The sequence below is a fragment of the Pseudomonas sp. NPDC087342 genome, from assembly GCF_044744265.1.
Lineage (GTDB): Bacteria > Pseudomonadota > Gammaproteobacteria > Pseudomonadales > Pseudomonadaceae > Aquipseudomonas > Aquipseudomonas nunensis.
On sequence record NZ_JBIUXZ010000009.1, the window covers coordinates 160,643 to 172,805 of the forward strand.

16 protein-coding genes are annotated in these 12,163 nt (G+C 53.1%); 12 read left to right on the forward strand and 4 right to left on the reverse strand.

All coding sequences use genetic code 11. The features are described 5' to 3' along the window. Nucleotides 1-4: 4 nt before the first annotated feature. From ACIOYV_RS19715 to cydB, 8 genes are all read left to right on the forward strand, one after another. Complete coding sequence (locus tag ACIOYV_RS19715) at nt 5-451, forward strand: DUF421 domain-containing protein (protein WP_093543555.1); 447 nt, start codon at nt 5-7, stop codon at nt 449-451. A gap of 91 nt (nt 452-542) precedes the next feature. Continuing rightward, a complete protein-coding gene (locus ACIOYV_RS19720; protein ID WP_093543558.1) occupies nt 543-770 on the forward strand; it encodes a PLD nuclease N-terminal domain-containing protein in 228 nt (75 codons plus the stop codon). Nucleotides 771-899: 129 nt separating this feature from the next. Beyond that, nucleotides 900-1,784, forward strand: coding sequence for a manganese catalase family protein (locus ACIOYV_RS19725; protein ID WP_401326226.1), 885 nt, complete (start codon nt 900-902; stop codon nt 1,782-1,784). A gap of 221 nt (nt 1,785-2,005) precedes the next feature. Further along, nucleotides 2,006-2,935 carry a ZIP family metal transporter gene (locus tag ACIOYV_RS19730; RefSeq protein ID WP_401326229.1) on the forward strand — a complete coding sequence of 310 codons (930 nt, stop codon included), beginning with the start codon at nt 2,006-2,008 and terminating at the stop codon, nt 2,933-2,935. Between the two features lie 152 nt (nt 2,936-3,087). Beyond that, nucleotides 3,088-3,588, forward strand: coding sequence for a ferritin-like domain-containing protein (locus ACIOYV_RS19735; RefSeq protein ID WP_093543565.1), 501 nt, complete (start codon nt 3,088-3,090; stop codon nt 3,586-3,588). Nucleotides 3,589-3,754: 166 nt separating this feature from the next. After that, complete coding sequence (locus ACIOYV_RS19740; RefSeq protein WP_401326232.1) at nt 3,755-3,988, forward strand: DUF2934 domain-containing protein; 234 nt, start codon at nt 3,755-3,757, stop codon at nt 3,986-3,988. Between the two features lie 173 nt (nt 3,989-4,161). Beyond that, nucleotides 4,162-5,553 carry a cytochrome ubiquinol oxidase subunit I gene (locus ACIOYV_RS19745; protein WP_401326235.1) on the forward strand — a complete coding sequence of 464 codons (1,392 nt, stop codon included), beginning with the start codon at nt 4,162-4,164 and terminating at the stop codon, nt 5,551-5,553. Next, on the forward strand, nt 5,550-6,551 hold the full coding sequence (gene cydB / locus ACIOYV_RS19750; RefSeq protein ID WP_401326238.1) for a cytochrome d ubiquinol oxidase subunit II: 1,002 nt from the start codon (nt 5,550-5,552) through the stop codon (nt 6,549-6,551). Before ACIOYV_RS19745 ends, cydB begins: the two co-directional genes overlap by 4 nt. A 10-nt stretch (nt 6,552-6,561) precedes the next feature. Here cydB and ACIOYV_RS19755 read toward each other — a convergent pair whose 3' ends face one another. From ACIOYV_RS19755 to ACIOYV_RS19765, 3 genes are all read right to left on the reverse strand, one after another. Next, entirely contained in the window at nt 6,562-7,092 is a 531-nt protein-coding gene (locus ACIOYV_RS19755; RefSeq protein WP_093543574.1) for a cupin, read from the reverse strand. Nucleotides 7,093-7,129: 37 nt separating this feature from the next. After that, complete coding sequence (locus ACIOYV_RS19760) at nt 7,130-7,387, reverse strand: hypothetical protein (protein ID WP_093543576.1); 258 nt, start codon at nt 7,385-7,387, stop codon at nt 7,130-7,132. A gap of 341 nt (nt 7,388-7,728) precedes the next feature. Beyond that, nucleotides 7,729-8,952, reverse strand: a complete 1,224-nt coding sequence (locus ACIOYV_RS19765; protein ID WP_093543579.1) for a zinc-dependent alcohol dehydrogenase — start codon at nt 8,950-8,952, stop codon at nt 7,729-7,731. Nucleotides 8,953-9,139: 187 nt separating this feature from the next. Here ACIOYV_RS19765 and ACIOYV_RS19770 point away from each other — a divergent pair, with 187 nt between their 5' ends. Together ACIOYV_RS19770 and ACIOYV_RS19775 are read left to right on the forward strand one after the other, a co-directional pair. After that, nucleotides 9,140-9,841, forward strand: a complete 702-nt coding sequence (locus tag ACIOYV_RS19770; protein WP_401326242.1) for a glycosyltransferase — start codon at nt 9,140-9,142, stop codon at nt 9,839-9,841. A gap of 26 nt (nt 9,842-9,867) precedes the next feature. Next, a complete protein-coding gene (locus tag ACIOYV_RS19775) occupies nt 9,868-10,113 on the forward strand; it encodes a hypothetical protein (protein WP_401326245.1) in 246 nt (81 codons plus the stop codon). Here ACIOYV_RS19775 and ACIOYV_RS19780 read toward each other — a convergent pair. Next, nucleotides 10,104-10,328: a hypothetical protein gene (locus ACIOYV_RS19780; RefSeq protein WP_401326321.1), complete on the reverse strand. Its 225-nt coding sequence runs from the start codon at nt 10,326-10,328 to the stop codon at nt 10,104-10,106. The two genes, ACIOYV_RS19775 and ACIOYV_RS19780, sit on opposite strands and share 10 nt — an antisense overlap. Before the next feature lie 408 nt (nt 10,329-10,736). Here ACIOYV_RS19780 and ACIOYV_RS19785 point away from each other — a divergent pair, with 408 nt between their 5' ends. Next, on the forward strand, nt 10,737-11,180 hold the full coding sequence (locus ACIOYV_RS19785; protein ID WP_401326247.1) for a DNA methylase: 444 nt from the start codon (nt 10,737-10,739) through the stop codon (nt 11,178-11,180). A 45-nt stretch (nt 11,181-11,225) separates the two neighbouring features. Beyond that, nucleotides 11,226-12,056 (forward strand): alpha/beta fold hydrolase, encoded by an 831-nt coding sequence (locus ACIOYV_RS19790; protein ID WP_401326250.1) that lies wholly within the window; start codon nt 11,226-11,228, stop codon nt 12,054-12,056. Nucleotides 12,057-12,163 lie beyond the last annotated feature (107 nt).

Here is a 12,163-nt window from a genome sequence, read left to right on the forward strand (position 1 = left end):
ATTTATGGATTCGGTACTACGTGCGAGTGCCATGTATCTGGCGCTCATGGTGCTCTTCAAAATCGCTGGCCGGCGCTCATTGGCAGAGTTGACCACATTCGATTTCGTACTGTTGTTGATGATCGGTGAGGCAACTCAACAAGCCCTGCTGGGCGATGATTTTTCGCTCACCAATTCATTGATTGTCATCGTCAGCCTAGTCGCCATCGATGTTGGCTTATCTCTGCTCAAGCAGCGCTCGAGGTGGCTCTCACGGCTGATTGATGGCGAGCCGACAATCATCGTTGAGAACGGAAAACTTCTACACGAGCGTCTTCGCCGTGCGCGATTGTTAGAAGCGGATGTAATGGAGGCTGCGCGTTCCAGTCAAGGCATCGAGAAGCTGGAGGAGATCAAGTTCGCTATCCTTGAGCGCAACGGCAAAATCTCCGTTATTGCTCAGGAAGACTGACGCGCTGGATTCGATATGTGTTGGCGAAATTTACTTGAACATCCCTAAATGCGAGGGGCCTAAGCATTATCAGTCTGAGGAGGACGTAGTCATGTCGGAAGCTACCAGCTATTTCGCGATTGCCGTCGCGGTGATGATTTTGCTCGTTGATCTCTGGGCAATTGTCAGCGTGTTTCGCAGCGACAAAACGGTGGGAGTCAAAGCAGGTTGGGCTATCGGCCTCATAGTCTTCCCCGTGATTGGGTTGATCGTGTGGGGTGTTGCAGGGCCTCGTGGGATCAAAGAAGGGCCTTCGTCGCCTGAACACAGTAAAGGGTAACCAGCGTCCGTTGGTCGATAGCGCGAAAGTTTTTTGAAATTATCTTCAGCACATTTACTTCAGATAAATGTGGGTCATTCGGTCTCTCACCGAGTGGACTGTAGATCTGATTTGTCTGAGGAGAATGTCATGTTCCTACATAACAAACGACTTCAATACACCGTGCGCGTTGCTCAGCCCAATCCTGGGTTGGCCAATCTTCTACTGGAGCAATTCGGGGGAGCCCAAGGGGAACTTGCGGCAGCGTCACGCTACTTCACGCAAGCATTGGCAGAAGATGATCCTGGCAGGAAGGATCTCCTGATGGATATCGCCACCGAGGAGCTCAGTCACCTTGAGATCGTCGGCTCGATCATCGTGATGTTGAATAAGGGAGCCAAGGGTCGTATGGCTGAAGGTATCGAGGAAGAAGGTGAGCTGTATCGCGCCATTAATGGCGCTGGCAACGATTCCCATATCACAAGTCTGTTGTACGGCGCCGGCGCTCCCTTGACTAACTCCGCAGGCGTTCCCTGGTCGGCGGCTTACGTCGATACCATCGGCGAACCCACTGCAGACATGCGCTCCAATATTGCCGCCGAGGCCAGAGCAAAGATCGTCTACGAACGTTTGATGAATGTCACTGACGATCCGGGTGTGAAGGAGGCCCTGGGATTTCTGATGACGCGTGAAATCGCCCACCAATTATCTTTCGAAAAAGCATTGCACGCCATCCAGCCAAATTTCCCCCAGGGCAAACTGCCGGGTATGCCGGAGTTCACCAACGTCTACTTCAATATGTCACAGGGCGAAGGCAGCACTCGCGGCCCTTGGAACGAAGGGGACGATTGGGACTTCGTGGAAGAGCCGGCACCCGCTGTGGATGGTGGGGACGGCACCGCTTCTGTGCAATTGAGCGCTGAGGACGAGAAACTGCTCATGGATATGAAAGCCAGGACGATGTCTGACCCAGACAGCAACCCAATCACGGGTGCGGATTTGGGGGCTGGGGTACAAGGTGAACCACAACCTTGAGTAGTGACCGCACGCCATCTGGCGTGCGGTTTTTAATCTGATTCAAGGGGACTTAAACCATGGTTATCAAAAAATCGGCGCATCAAAATCTAACTCTTCCTGAGATGTTCTACTTCACCAGCGTCGCTTTTGAACGTGACGCCCAGCGTGTATCCAGGCAGTTCTTACGGTCGCTATCCGGATTCGCTGAGAAGACGAAGTCAAGAAAATAGGAGGTTGCCATGCCCGAGCCATTGACCTCATCAGGCGCGCCACTTCGCTCCTTATTTGCCCGGTTCTCGGACTCCGGGTGGGGTGGGCGAGCCTTTTGGTCAATTCTGATTGGCGTTACAGTCTTTCTGTTGATAAGCGGCTATGGCGCATTCGTCGGCACCAACAAGGCAAATCTCTACTTTGCTTTTTTGGGTGGCCTTTCGGGCTTTGCCGCCACAGCTTTTGGAGCTGTCGCGGCAATCGCGTTACGGAATATCACCGCTCGTACACTAGACATCATGCTTGGCTTCGCCGCCGGCATGATGCTGGCCGCCAGTTCCTTCTCACTCATTCTTCCTGGTATCGAAGCAGCTCAGGCGCTTTGCGGCAACCAGTTACTTGCAGCATGCGTAGTTGTTGCGGGATTGGGGTTGGGCGTAGCGCTGATGGTCGGTCTTGATCGTTTCGTCCCACACGAACATGAGAAAAGCGGACGCAGGGGGCCGGACGCGCAGCGCATCAATCGTGTTTGGTTATTCGTCCTGGCAATCACACTGCATAACTTGCCGGAAGGCATGGCCATTGGTGTGAGCTTCGCAAACGGCGACATGAAGGTTGGGCTCCCGCTAACTACAGCTATCGCTATTCAAGATATTCCCGAAGGCTTAGCTGTCGCACTGGCGTTACGTGTGACAGGCATCTCAGCGCTTCGTGCAGCGCTTATCGCGGTGGGTTCAGGATTGATGGAACCCATTGGCGCCGTTGTTGGATTAGGCATTTCCAGCAGCTTTGCATTGGGCTATCCCATTGCGCTCGGCTTGGCAGCAGGAGCCATGATTTTCGTGGTGTCTCATGAGGTCATTCCGGAGACTCATCGCAACGGTCATGAGACCCCGGCGACTTTAGGACTGATGCTCGGTTTTGGGGTGATGATGTTCCTGGATACCGCTTTGGGTTAGCGATGAGCCTTTTATCCGTCACCCTGAAAATTTTCGGAACACCTTTTAAATCAGGCTGGTCATTCTTCATGTACGGCAAATTTTGCATGCATGTCGATCCCATGCGGACGCTCACCAGGCGACGCCAATACTGACCAGAAGGAAGTTTAGAAATGGCTAGAAAAACTGTCGAAGACTTGTTTATCCATGAACTCTCTGATGTTTACAGTGCGGAAAAACAAATCACCAAAGCGTTGCCGCGCTTGGCGAAAGCAGCGACCAATCCACTGTTGGCAGAAGCGTTTACGGCGCACCTAGAGGAGACGCATGGGCAGATTGAGCGCATTGATCAACTGGTCGAGCTGACCGGTATCAAACTGAAGCGCATGAAGTGCGTGGCCATGGAAGGACTTGTCGAAGAATCGAAAGAGCTGCTGGAAGAGATCGATAAGGGAGCTGTCCTCGACGCAGCATTGATTGGTGCGGCGCAAAAGGTGGAGCACTACGAAATTGCTGCCTACGGCACCCTGATAGCAATGGCCAAGCATCTAAAGCTCGACGACCCGGCAGCCTTATTAGCAGCAACGCTTGCTGAAGAAAAAGGTGCGGACGAGAAACTGACCAAGATTGCGGAGCAAGGTGGTAATCAAGCATCGACCATGGATTCTAAATAAACGGTATCAGCAAAAGTGCTGGTCGACAAAGGCGAGATTTCGTCGACCAGCCTCGATAGAAATCATGATCAATTCAAGCTCGATTCAGTTCTGGCGAGCTTGATGCGCTGATCCATGGTGCCGAATTTTCCTAACTAGCTCCAGGATAGCCAAGCAGGAGAAAACGATGATTGATGAATCGGTAATTCGCGAAAGAGCGTATGCGCTCTGGGTAAAGGATGCTTGCCCAGGGGACGCTGACCTTTTTTATTGGTTTCTTGCTCGAGAGCAGCTTGAAACAGCGCTCAAGCGAACTTCCGTCGAGAGTGACGTGTGCGATGGAAACGATAATGTTTTTTATAAAATCGGCAAGAAAAAAAATGAAGTGAATTTACGTTCCAGGAAGCGAGAATCGGCGTGAGAACGATTTTCCCTATTTTTTGACCGCCAATTAGTCAGGAAGAGTCAACGGGCAATATTTTCGGACAAGTGCTACGCCTGTATCGACGCATCCATTTGGCTCTTCGCGCAGCTAAGCTACGAGCTTGCATTGCGAAAATTTCCGCAAATGCAGGCCAATCATTAGAGGGCTGTATGGATGCGATTGATTCGGCGCTTATGGCAGCGCGTGCCCAGTTCGCGATTGCCATAAGCTTTCACATCGTGCTGGCGGCTTTCACCATTGGCTTGGCGAATTTTCTCATGGTGCTGGAGGCACTGTGGCTGTGGCGCAGGCGAAGGATCTACTTGGATGTTTACCTTTACTGGCTAAAGGTATTTGCGTTCAACGTTGCGGTAGGCACAGCGTCGGGTCTGATTTTGGAGTACCAATTCGGATTGAATTGGGCACGCCTCTCGACCCAGGCGGGAGACATTCTTGGGCCGTTGATGTTCTACGAGGTACTGGCGGCATTTTTCTTGGAAGCGGGTTTTCTCGGCATCATGTTGTTCGGGTTGAAGAAGGTGGGCCCTAGGCTGCATTTCTTCGCCACCTGCGCTGTCGCACTTGGATCTTTGATCAGCGCGTTTTGGATCCTGTCAGCCAACTCCTGGATGCAAACACCAGCCGGCTATTCAATTGGAGCCGGTGGACGTTTTATTGCCGAAAACTGGTGGGAGATCATCTTCAATCCTTCGTTCCCTTACCGGCTTGTGCATATGACATTGGCCGCGATTATAGGCAGCGCCTCGCTGGTAGCCGGTGTTAGCGCTTGGCAGTTGTTGCGTGTGCCACAGAACCCGCGAGCCCGGCTTGCCTATTCCATGGCGTTGTGGGTGGTTGCGTTGCTGACGCCTGTGCAACTACTGGTGGGCGATCTGCATGGTGAGCACAGCCTTAAAGTTCAGCCGCAAAAGGTTGCCGCCATCGAAGCTTCCTGGACACGACCGGCGGAAGAAGAGGGTGAACCATTACGTTTATTCGCCATTCCAGATATGGCTGAGCGACGCAACCATTGGGAAGTAGCGATTCCGCGCGTAGCGTCGTTGTACTTGCGGCACGACCTGCGCGGCACTATTAAAGCGCTTGATGAATTCCCGCCTGAGGACATACCACCTGTGCCACCCGTGTTCTTCGCTTTCCGTGTCATGGTCGGATTGGGGCTGTTGATGCTGGGGCAGGGGTTAACCAGTCTGGTATTACGCTGGCGGCATCGCTTGTACTCTGCGCGTTGGATGCTCCGAGGGAGTGTGCTGATGGCGCCTGCTGGATTTCTGGCAATGCTAAGTGGTTGGGTTGTGACAGAGGTTGGCCGTCAGCCCTTTACTGTCTATGGATTGATGCGAACTGCTGACAGTCTGTCTTCGGTGTCTCGTCAGCAGGTGGTAGGAGCAACGTGGACAATTTTGGCGTTTTATCTGGTGATCTTCGGCGTGGGTTTCTGGGTACTGCTGCGACTTTTGCGGGAGCCACCTCACGAAGACGAGCCTGGGCCTCAACCCTCTTTGGCCGACGAGACGGGTGATCCTGAGGGCGAACATCGATGATGGACAATGACTGGACAACACTACTGTCAGCTGCGGCGCTGGGGTTTTCGGTATTGAACTACGTGCTGTTGGATGGCACTGATCTTGGTGTGGGGGTGCTGCTGGGCCTTACTCGTTGCAGCAAGCACCGACGTGCCATGGCGGTGACTATCCTTCCGATTTGGGACGCTAACGAAACGTGGCTAGTGCTCGGTGGTGGCGGTCTGCTGGCGTTGTTTCCGCTGGCTTATGCCGTCCTGCTGCCGGCGCTTTATTGGCCGTTTATCACTATGTTTCTGGCGTTGATTCTTCGCGCGGTCGCGCTGGAATTTCGCGATTACTCGAAAAGCTATCGTATGAAGCGCATGGTCGATGGGTTGCTGCTGATCGGTTCACTGCTAGCTGGGGCAACTCAGGGAATTGTGTTGGGAACGCTAGTTCAAGGCGTACCTAATCAAGACGGGCAGTACAGCGGTAACGGCTGGGAATGGTTGGGCTTGTTTCCGTTGTATTGTGGCGCGGTGCTTGTCGTGGGCTATACATGGTTAGGCGCGTGCTGGCTGTATTGGCGCACTGTAGAGGATCTGCAATATCGGTCAGGTCGGCAGGCAAAGGCGTTGGCCATCGTGACCATGATACTTTTGGCCGTGTTGGTGATCTGGACAGCGACGCTGGATGCTCAATATGTGCATCGGTTTTCAAATAGGCTTGTCTGGTCGCCAGCGGCAATATTGCTCGCTGCATTGCTGATCAGCTTCACCTTGAGCTTTCGAAGCCGCCGGCAATATCTGCCGCTATTCGCCGCGCTGGGGATTTTCATCTTTGCATTCGCATTGATGATCGCAGCACTCTTTCCATTGATTGTCCCGCCTAACCTGACCTTGCAAGAAGCAGCCTCAAGTCCCACCAGTCAGTTTTTTATGCTGGTCGGGTTCGCCGTGCTGATCCCGGTGACGCTCCTCTACAACACCTACGGCTTCAGAGTGTTCAGCGGAAAGGTTCGCGCCATTCGTGATTGACTGGAATATCTCAACCTTGGCCAGCCCAATACCGGTGTAGGGCGCCTTGCGAGCCTTGCACTGGATCCTGGTCGGGAAACAACAGCGTGTCGATGTTCGCCAGTTGTGCCTTAGTAGGGGGTTCGCGGCAGATATCTGCACGCTGGCCCGGCGGATAGGCACCGACGACTAGAAAATCTTCACTTGAATCTAAATTGCAATGGCCGGTGCCGGCAGGCAGTAGCAACACATCGCCTGCTGTGACTTCAAGTACATGACCACCCGGGCCGCCCAGCATCAGTCGAGCTCGACCGCTGGCGATGCCAAGCACTTCATGACCTTCGGTATGGTAGTGGTGGTAGCTGTAAATCCCATATCGCCATTGTGATGGCCAGCCATTGGCGATGAAGGTTTGCTCGAACAGCGCAGCCGGGTCATCGCCCTGAATTGCAATCGCGTTGGGGTAAATGAGTACCGGCAGGCGCGGGTTGTTGGGAACCCATTGGTTGCGTTCAAACATCAGGGTTTGCACGGTAGCTGTCTCAGCTCGCAGTTTGTTCATTCAAGGATCTCCGAAACCCTGATGTGGCAATGGAATTTCATACATCGATCTGCAACTCCAAATCAGCATTATCCAATGTGCGGGCGTGGGCCACCGTACCGTTCAAGCGTTCTCCCGAAGAGAGAGTCATGGTCAAGGAGTGAGCCTTGTGTAGATCATCAGGTACTGGGGATAGCACCTGCACCTGGAAGGCACCTGGCGTGATGGGAGTGATGAGTACGTCGCAATCAATAGTTTTGGCGATGGGGCCGAAAAGGGTGTCGTTTAAGTAATTCAAACGTGCGCGCTTGGTCATGGATATGTCCTCTGACGCCAAGTATTTCAAGCATCATTTTTGTGCTTCATTTGTGTGCTAGACGACACCCACGACAGATGAGTTCAACGCCATGGAGTGATGGTTCCTTGCTTGATGCCGTCTCTAAGGATGCGATTGCTGTCACGCAGGGGCCATTGAACCAGCGGAGTAGGGTTCAATCGATGGCGTTAGATTGGTAGAAATTCGTCAGGCGTCATGAAACAACATGAGACGGACTGATCGCGTGGAGGCGATGACTTTCACTTTAAACTAACCACAAACGCCAAGACGAGACCCCCGATGAAGTCCCGGAGAGTCTCATCCTTGATGCTCTATGAGCTCTAGTTAGTCATGGCGGTCGTGCTTGCATCGATCTCCGGTTCAACTACATGATTTGTTCCGGGAGTCAGAATCACCTTTCGGCAATCCTCCTCTTTTTTATCGAAAATCTTATATCCCTCGGCGGCCTGTTCCAGTGACATGCGATGGCTGATGATGACTTCCGGTGAGAGACGACCTGTCTCGATGTGATCGAGGAGCTCAGGTAGGAAGCGATGCACATGGGTTTGACCCATTTTGAAGGTCAGCCCCTTGTCGAAAGCGTCACCGAAAAGGAAGCCATGAATGAACCCAGAATAGACGCCTGGTACGCTTACAACGCCCCCGCGTCTGACTGCAGCGATACACTGGCGTAAAGCTTTACCGCTACTTCCCTCAAGCTTGAGTGTCGCGAGAACGGTTTCCGTCGTACTACCTTTTGCTTCAAACCCAACCGCATCCACTACGCCATCAACTCCCCGCATTCCTTTGGTTTGCCGAATGATCGTATCTGCAGGATCGTCGTCCTCATCGAAGTTGATCGGAATTACACCATATGTTTTCTGCGCGTAAGCCAAGCGGTAAGGATGGTGATCGACCATAAAAATTTGGTCGGCACCGAGCATCCTTGCACACGCCGCGCTCAACAATCCGACGGGGCCTGCACCGTAGATGGCGATGCTTGAACCGTTACCAATCCCTGCGTTCGTTACAGCCTGATAAGCAGTTGGAAGGATGTCTGAAAGGAAAAGAACCTTTTCATCCGACAGCGTCCCCGGCACTTTGAACGGCCCGGTGTTGGCTTTCGGTACGCGCACGTATTCGGCTTGCCCGCCAGGCACACCGCCGTACATATGACTGAAGCCGAACAGCGCGGCTCCTGGTGGTATCGCCTTTTTATTTATGATCGCTCCGCGCCCCGTATTTGTTGTTTCGCAGGCCGCAAACAGATCCATCGCGCAGAAGAAACAGCTGCCGCAGGCGATTACAAATGGAATTACCACGCGGTCGCCTGGTTGTACGGCGGTGACCGCAGATCCCGCCTCTTCGACGATCCCCATGAACTCATGCCCGAAGATATCGCCATGCTCGACAGTTGGAATCTTTCCTCGATAGAGATGGAGGTCGGATCCGCATATCGCCGTCGCGGTAACTCGAAGAATAATGTCATCACTTTCTTCGATAACCGGATCGGGAACCGTGTCGACTTTGACGCTGTGCGCGCCGTGATAGGTGAGTGCTCTCATAACGTCTTACCTACTTCAGCTGGATGGTAAGTGGGAGAGGAGGATCGAAGAAAGTAAGTTCAGAGTGAAATCGACGAAAATGACTAGCGGTCGCTTGTGTAGGCGAGCTCGTAATTTTTTAAACCTAATGGAGCGCAAGTAGGTCGACTGCAGGAGCCAGTAACTCAGGTAGTCGGAGGTGACGTTAATGATCGGTGTTGTAATACCTGCCCGCAATGAAGAGCACCACATCACTGCGTGCCTAACATCTGTTCTGTTCGCCGCTGAGCATCCTGCATTGACGGGCCAGCCAGTCTCCATAATCGTCGTTTTAGATGATTGCTCTGATCAGACCGAACAGATCGTTTCAGCACACAGTGTAGGACGGATCACGGTTTCTTTTCAGAACGTGGGTAAGGCGAGAGCAACCGGTGCAGAGCATCTCTTGGCCGCAGGCGCGAAGTGGCTTGCCTTCACCGATGCAGACACTGTCGTGCCCTACGATTGGTTGGCACGGCAGGTTGAGTTCAAGGCTGATGCAGTTTGTGGGACAGTCGAGGTGGATAGCTGGAGTAACCATGGGGATCTGGTTCGCTCAAAGTACATGGAGTGTTACCAGTTCATCGAGAATCACCGGCACATCCACGGCGCCAATCTTGGCCTGAGTGCCGAGGCCTACCGGAACGCTGGTGGGTTCCAGCATCTCACTGCGCATGAAGACGTCCATTTGGTTGCTGATCTGAAGAGGGTGGGTGCTCATATCGTTTGGACAGCAACGAATCCGGTCATCACCAGCGCCCGCAAGGATTACAAATGTCGTGGAGGATTTGGGGAGTATCTGGCGAGTCTGGGTGCGTCATTGGGATTGCCTGCGCTCGATCCACAGGTTAGCGCCGGCGTCTCTCTTTGAAAGTGCTGTGGGCCGGAGGTAGCAAGTTGGAGTACATCGATTACCTGCAATGGCCAGCCATGGTGGTGACGGTAGCTTCAGCCTGGTTCATCGGTTCGCAACGAGCGTATAGGCGCATGATCGCCTTTTGGGGATTTATCACCGGTAATGCGCTTTGGGTGATCTGGGGGCTTCACGCTGATGCCTACGCACTGATCCTCCTTGAGTGCATCCTTTTGGGGATGAATGCGCGCGGCTTTAAGAAGAATTTCGATGGTCAACGTCAGTCTTGAGAGTGCTCGTTTTCTTTACCCTTCGAATTTTTCTTGAGCCCTCGAAGGTTCATCAAGAATAGACAAACCTGTAATACGATCAATGCATACGCGCCTGCGTAGAATCCCCATATCACCCACAACACGTTGCTCACACTGAAGCATATAAACCCAATCATCCGCCGGCCTGGCCGCTGCGATCCGATTAGCCATGCGGCGAGAACGGTAACAACCATCGCTGGCCATTGAACCCAATCCAGATAAACCAAGTTATTTCCCCGGTACAGTTCAGCGAAGTGAATCGCTAAGTCGATGCCACCCTAATCAATCGGGCTTCTGATGGTTGGATGAGGTTTTCGATTTGCCGAGAATGTAGCAAGGATGAAGCTGACCATTTGGGTGGGTTGTGACGACCACAGATATCAATGACCAGCCTTCGCGAAGCTTAAGGTTTGCATCGTGGGCTGATAGCGATTCCATGACTTGGACTGTCTTGGATATGTGCATTTCGTCTATCTCAAATCCTAGGGGTCAAACATTAGGCGTCGCACAAGAGGAAGGGTTCCTTTATTGGTGCCTCGCTCAGTTGGATCATTCGCGCTAGCGCCGGGTCTACATTGAGACATTGCTTGAAGGGTGATCAAGTGAGCAAAATCATCAGCGCACATGACTTACAAATTGACCTTCAAAGTGCGAACGAACCCGGTTTGTTCAAATGGCTGATCGCCAGTTTCCTGATGGGCAAAAGAATCCAGGGGCCGATTGCCGCCAAGGCGTACCAGGTGATCGTCGTGAAACACCATCGGGATACGCCGCACGAGTTGGCGAGCTGCACTCACCGCCAGTTGGTCATGATGCTTGGTGAGGCTCACTACGTCCGTTACGACGAGACCACCGCGTCGCGGTTATTGGCGTTGGCTAACAAGATGAATGCTGAATATCACGGCAAGGTCAGCAACATCGTCGCGGCAAGCGCAGATCGTAACGCCTTCGAAAAGCGGCTATCGGAATTTGAAGGGATTGGGCCGAAAACCATTGAGATTTTTATGAGGGAAGCAGCTGCATTACTCTTCAGACCCTCCTGCTAACTCTCTCCTACAATGACTCCCGGTTGCGTGCAGCATGGAGAAATCATGACAAACCACAGGCTAACCACGCTGGGCTTGCAGTTGAACGTTTCGATCTGCGGTCAGGGCTCGCCGCTGCTTTTGCTCAATGGTCTGGGTGGCTTGATTCGTACCTTCGATCCGCTGCGCGATGAACTGGACGACTTCATGACCATCACGCTGGACGTGCCTGGGGTCGGCAAGTCGCAAATGCCCCGTTGGCCCATTCGCCTGCCACGCCATGCCGACGTGATTGCAGAGATGCTCCAGCAATTGGGAATCGACCAAGTCGATGTGTTCGGGGTGAGTTGGGGAGGTGCATTGGCTCAAGAGTTCGCTCTTCGTTACCCGAGCATGGTACGCAGGCTGATCCTCGCGGCAACCTCTCCCGGCCCAGTGCTGTTGATGAAGCCTGCTGACGTTATGGATTTTTTCCGTACGAGTAAAAACGCCAAAATGCGCGATCAAGATAGCTCCGGCAATTCAATTCACACGCTGCTGCGGTTCGGTGTGATGAAAGGCATGCTCTCTGTTAATCCGCGAACCTACTATTTCCAGCTCGCAGCCTTGATCGGATGGACAAGCCTGCTTCGGTTGTCCCGGCTGCCTCAACGCACGCTGGTTCTAACCGGCGACTGCGATCCGTTAATACAGGCATACAACGCCCATATCCTGCGCCGCACAATTCGACGTTCAGAACTTCGCATTCTGAAGGGCGAGGGGCACTTCTTTGTGGTGACCAGCGCTAGACGAACTGCCGTCTTGATCCGCGAATTTCTTTGCCGCCATTACGACGATGAAGAGAAGGCACCAAGGATCGCAAACCGAAACGCTAAGGCTAGCCTGGAGCGCACCTAGGTCAGTTGATCCGCTCGTTGGCGTCCTTGTGGAGGAGGGCCGCACACGCAGTCGAGGGCAGTATTAGTTTCTTCGCCAATCCTTTCAAACTCTCCAGATCGACAATG

Excerpts from the sequence above, each read along its gene's own strand:
- ACIOYV_RS19735 (WP_093543565.1), top strand. The coding sequence starts at position 3,088 with ATGGCTAGAAAAACTGTCGAAGACTTGTTTATCCATGAACTCTCTGAT.
- ACIOYV_RS19725 (WP_401326226.1), top strand. The coding sequence starts at position 900 with ATGTTCCTACATAACAAACGACTTCAATACACCGTGCGCGTTGCTCAG.
- ACIOYV_RS19770 (WP_401326242.1), top strand. The coding sequence starts at position 9,140 with ATGATCGGTGTTGTAATACCTGCCCGCAATGAAGAGCACCACATCACT.
- ACIOYV_RS19745 (WP_401326235.1), top strand. The coding sequence starts at position 4,162 with ATGGATGCGATTGATTCGGCGCTTATGGCAGCGCGTGCCCAGTTCGCG.
- ACIOYV_RS19790 (WP_401326250.1), top strand. The coding sequence starts at position 11,226 with ATGACAAACCACAGGCTAACCACGCTGGGCTTGCAGTTGAACGTTTCG.
- ACIOYV_RS19720 (WP_093543558.1), top strand. The coding sequence starts at position 543 with ATGTCGGAAGCTACCAGCTATTTCGCGATTGCCGTCGCGGTGATGATT.
- ACIOYV_RS19765 (WP_093543579.1), bottom strand. The coding sequence starts at position 8,952 with ATGAGAGCACTCACCTATCACGGCGCGCACAGCGTCAAAGTCGACACG.
- ACIOYV_RS19780 (WP_401326321.1), bottom strand. The coding sequence starts at position 10,328 with ATGGTTGTTACCGTTCTCGCCGCATGGCTAATCGGATCGCAGCGGCCA.
- ACIOYV_RS19760 (WP_093543576.1), bottom strand. The coding sequence starts at position 7,387 with ATGACCAAGCGCGCACGTTTGAATTACTTAAACGACACCCTTTTCGGC.
- ACIOYV_RS19730 (WP_401326229.1), top strand. The coding sequence starts at position 2,006 with ATGCCCGAGCCATTGACCTCATCAGGCGCGCCACTTCGCTCCTTATTT.
- cydB (WP_401326238.1), top strand. The coding sequence starts at position 5,550 with ATGATGGACAATGACTGGACAACACTACTGTCAGCTGCGGCGCTGGGG.
- ACIOYV_RS19755 (WP_093543574.1), bottom strand. The coding sequence starts at position 7,092 with ATGAACAAACTGCGAGCTGAGACAGCTACCGTGCAAACCCTGATGTTT.
- ACIOYV_RS19740 (WP_401326232.1), top strand. The coding sequence starts at position 3,755 with ATGATTGATGAATCGGTAATTCGCGAAAGAGCGTATGCGCTCTGGGTA.
- ACIOYV_RS19715 (WP_093543555.1), top strand. The coding sequence starts at position 5 with ATGGATTCGGTACTACGTGCGAGTGCCATGTATCTGGCGCTCATGGTG.